The 3024-nt window shown below is 58.5% G+C and carries 4 protein-coding genes; 1 reads left to right on the forward strand and 3 read right to left on the reverse strand.

All coding sequences use genetic code 11. The features are described 5' to 3' along the window. Positions 1–170: 170 nt before the first annotated feature. On the forward strand, positions 171–665 hold the full coding sequence (locus ACRC1E_RS13515; protein WP_438515613.1) for a pirin family protein: 495 nt from the start codon (positions 171–173) through the stop codon (positions 663–665). A 64-nt stretch (positions 666–729) separates the two neighbouring features. Here ACRC1E_RS13515 and ACRC1E_RS13520 read toward each other — a convergent pair whose 3' ends face one another. The 3 genes from ACRC1E_RS13520 to ACRC1E_RS13530 all read right to left on the reverse strand — a co-directional run. After that, on the reverse strand, positions 730–1242 hold the full coding sequence (locus ACRC1E_RS13520) for a DUF2062 domain-containing protein (RefSeq protein ID WP_438515614.1): 513 nt from the start codon (positions 1240–1242) through the stop codon (positions 730–732). A 152-nt stretch (positions 1243–1394) separates the two neighbouring features. After that, positions 1395–1517, reverse strand: coding sequence for a transposase domain-containing protein (locus ACRC1E_RS13525; protein ID WP_438515616.1), 123 nt, complete (start codon positions 1515–1517; stop codon positions 1395–1397). Between the two features lie 83 nt (positions 1518–1600). Next, positions 1601–3024 (reverse strand): heavy metal sensor histidine kinase (locus tag ACRC1E_RS13530; protein ID WP_438515615.1); only part of this gene is annotated, 1424 nt, incomplete at its 5' end.

The following is a 3024-nucleotide window of genomic DNA, read 5'->3' on the forward strand; positions in this document are numbered from 1 at the left end:
GGTGATCATGTATTAAATGTTTAATACATTACGCCTAATTCAGCACCATACACCCATCCAATTGGTGATGCACGACTCCACACTCCCGCCTACTCTTGAAGCAGATCATGCCGTTATATTCCGGCCAGCAATCGTGCAGTCACCAAAGACACTACGCAGAGGAATCCATCATGCTGGAACTTCGCCCAGCTAGCCAGCGCGGCCAGTCCGCCCTTAACTGGCTTCAATCCCGCCATACCTTTTCGTTCGGCCATTACCACGACCCGGCACACAGCGGCTTCTCCGATCTGCTGGTGATCAACGACGCTACCGTAGCGCCAGGCCAGGGTTTCGGCACCCACCCGCACCGCAATATGGAGATTTTTTCCTACAGCGACAAGCGCGGCAAACTGCGGTTGATTATTGCTCCCGAAGAAGCCAGCGATGCGCTGCCGGTGTATCAGGATATTCGTGTCTATGCCGGTCTGTTTGACGGAAACGAATGCGCCAGCCTGAGTATTGGCGGGCGCTACGCCTATATCCATATGGCCAAAGGCAGTGCCGAAATTAATGGTCAGCGCCTTTACGCCGGCGACGGTGCCCGCGTGCGCGACGAGAATACGTTGACGCTTAGCCACGGCAGACAAGCCGAAGTATTGGTCTTCGACCTGCGTCCGAATGAATAGCCGCCAGCTAAAAAACGATGACAGGCCAAGCCACCGATAAATTTGTAAGCGGATCTACACCGCTTCAGTCACATTTTCGCTTGCGCTTTCTTTGCTTGAGTTGCCGGACAAGATAAGCCCGCCACAACAAACGAACCATGACATAGCCGGTAATGGCGAAACTAAGCCCCAGCGCCGGCACCCCCACTAGCAGCGGCAAACCCAAAGACTGACACCAGCTCAAAAAACCGGATAGCCAGGCACCGAAATCCAGACCCTGCAGTTCGGGCGGTGCAGAAATGGTGATCGCCGTGCCATTGATGCCCAGCAGGAAACGGCCATACTGATACGCCAGCCAGTACAAGGGCAAATAAGTAAAGGGGTTGGTGTATAGCGTAGTTGCCAGCGCCACCGGCAAATTGGCACGCAGCAACAGCGCCAGCAAGGCAGAAGCCAGCATCTGGGTCGGCCCTGGCATCAGGCCGGAAAAAAGCCCGATAGCAAAGGCCAGTGCCACCTTGCGCCGGCCCCACGTCCAGTAGGCTGGCTTATCCAGCCATGGCGCAAACGGACGCAGGTAGCGATTAGCAAAAACCACCTCGCGCCCAGGCATATATTTATGAAAAAAGTGTCTCAACAGATCAATTTCCAATAACTTCAAATATTTAAAATATCGTCCATCACCGCACGCCTCACCGTTTGTACGGTATGCGTCCGGCCGCCCCACCTTGTCAAACAGGGTGCGGGCGGTTAGTGCTTGAGGCGCAGCAGTTCGACGAGGCGGCTGTTCGGCCAGACAAAACGTTTTTCAAGCGTGTCTTTCAGCCAGGCCAAGGGCTCTACGCCATTGAGCCAATCGCTACTGCGGCACAAGCCGCACCGGAGACACCGCACACAAGTACGCGGCAAACATTGAACGCGGGCAGCCTCTGCCCGCGTTCGTCGCCACTCGGCGATCAGGCCGGACAAATGCCTTGTACGCCATCGCCAGCGGGAAAGTGCAGTATGAAACAGGTCTGGCCGCCCGCAGAAGTGACCTCGATACAGCCACCATGCAACTCGACGATAGAGCGGGTAATCGCAAGCCCAAGCCCGGCGCCATCCGACTCGCCAGCCTCCCGCGCAGGGTCGCCCCGAAAAAACCGGTCGAACAGCCGAGGCAAGTTCGCCGCAGGAATGTCGGCACCTGCATTGCAGATGCTAATCGTGACCTTGCCGCCCTGCTGCCGAATCTGCACATGGACCACGCTGCCCGCGTCCGCGTAACGCAAGGCGTTGGACAACAGGTTGCTCAGTGCGCGACGCAGCATCAGGCGATCCCCGCGAACCTGCCCGCTACCCAGCAGGGTGAAGCGGATACCCTGTTCCTCCGAGAGAGCATCGTAGAACTCGAACAGCGCAGCGACCTCCTCCTCAACGGCCATCGGCTCGCTGCCGGGCAATACCAGCCCATTCTCCGCCTTGGCAAGAAACAGCATGTCGGACACCGTGCGTGCCAGCCGCTGGAACTCCTCGGCGTTGGACGCCAGAATGTCCCGGTACTCATCTCTCGTGCGCGGTTGGGTGATCGCCACCTGCGTTTCGGTCAGCAGGTTGCTGATCGGCGTACGCAGTTCGTGCGCCAGATCGGACGAAAACGCTGACAAGCGGCGAAAATCGGCCTGCAAGCGGCTCAGCATCGCGTTCAGCGACTCGGCAAGGTCCGCCATCTCCAGCGGCACCGACTCCACCGGCATCTGGGCGTCCAGACGCTGGCCGGTGATCGCCTGTGCACGCGCCTTCATCGTACGCAAAGGCGAGAGCGCATTGTACGCGCCCCACCACGCCAGCAAGCCGCCCAGCAAGGCGGATAGCAGGATATAGACCGCCAGCGAGCGGCCAATGTCATGCATGAAATGGCGGTGTGTATCGGTATTGATCACGGCGCAGATATTCACCTCCCGTCGGTTGGCATCTGTTCTGCAAATGCCGTAATACCCCTGCCCCGCGTCTTTCCATGCCGCCGACTGCCCGCTGCCTTGTGCCGCCAGCCGTCCAAAATTGAAAGCCGATGTACCGGCCGAGGTATAAAGCACCTTTTGACCCTTCCGGATCTGCACATACAAGCCGCGATGATTCTGCAGCACGGTATCCAGCCTGTCAGCGACAATACCCTGCCCCGCAGGCCCTGCAATAACCTCTTGCACCAGCAGGATCTTGTTCTCCAGCGTTTCGGAATCCAGCTCGGTGAAATGGCGATCGACCAGTACGCCGGCCAGTACCCCCATACCGACCAGCAATAACGTGGTGACCAGCGCGTACAGCAGGGTCAAGCGGGCGGTCAACGACAGCGGCCGCTTCACGCGGGCAGCTCCGGCACTTCCAGTACGTAACCCATCCC

The sequence above is a fragment of the Craterilacuibacter sp. genome (assembly GCF_051659485.1).
In the GTDB taxonomy this organism is placed as follows: domain Bacteria; phylum Pseudomonadota; class Gammaproteobacteria; order Burkholderiales; family Chromobacteriaceae; genus Craterilacuibacter.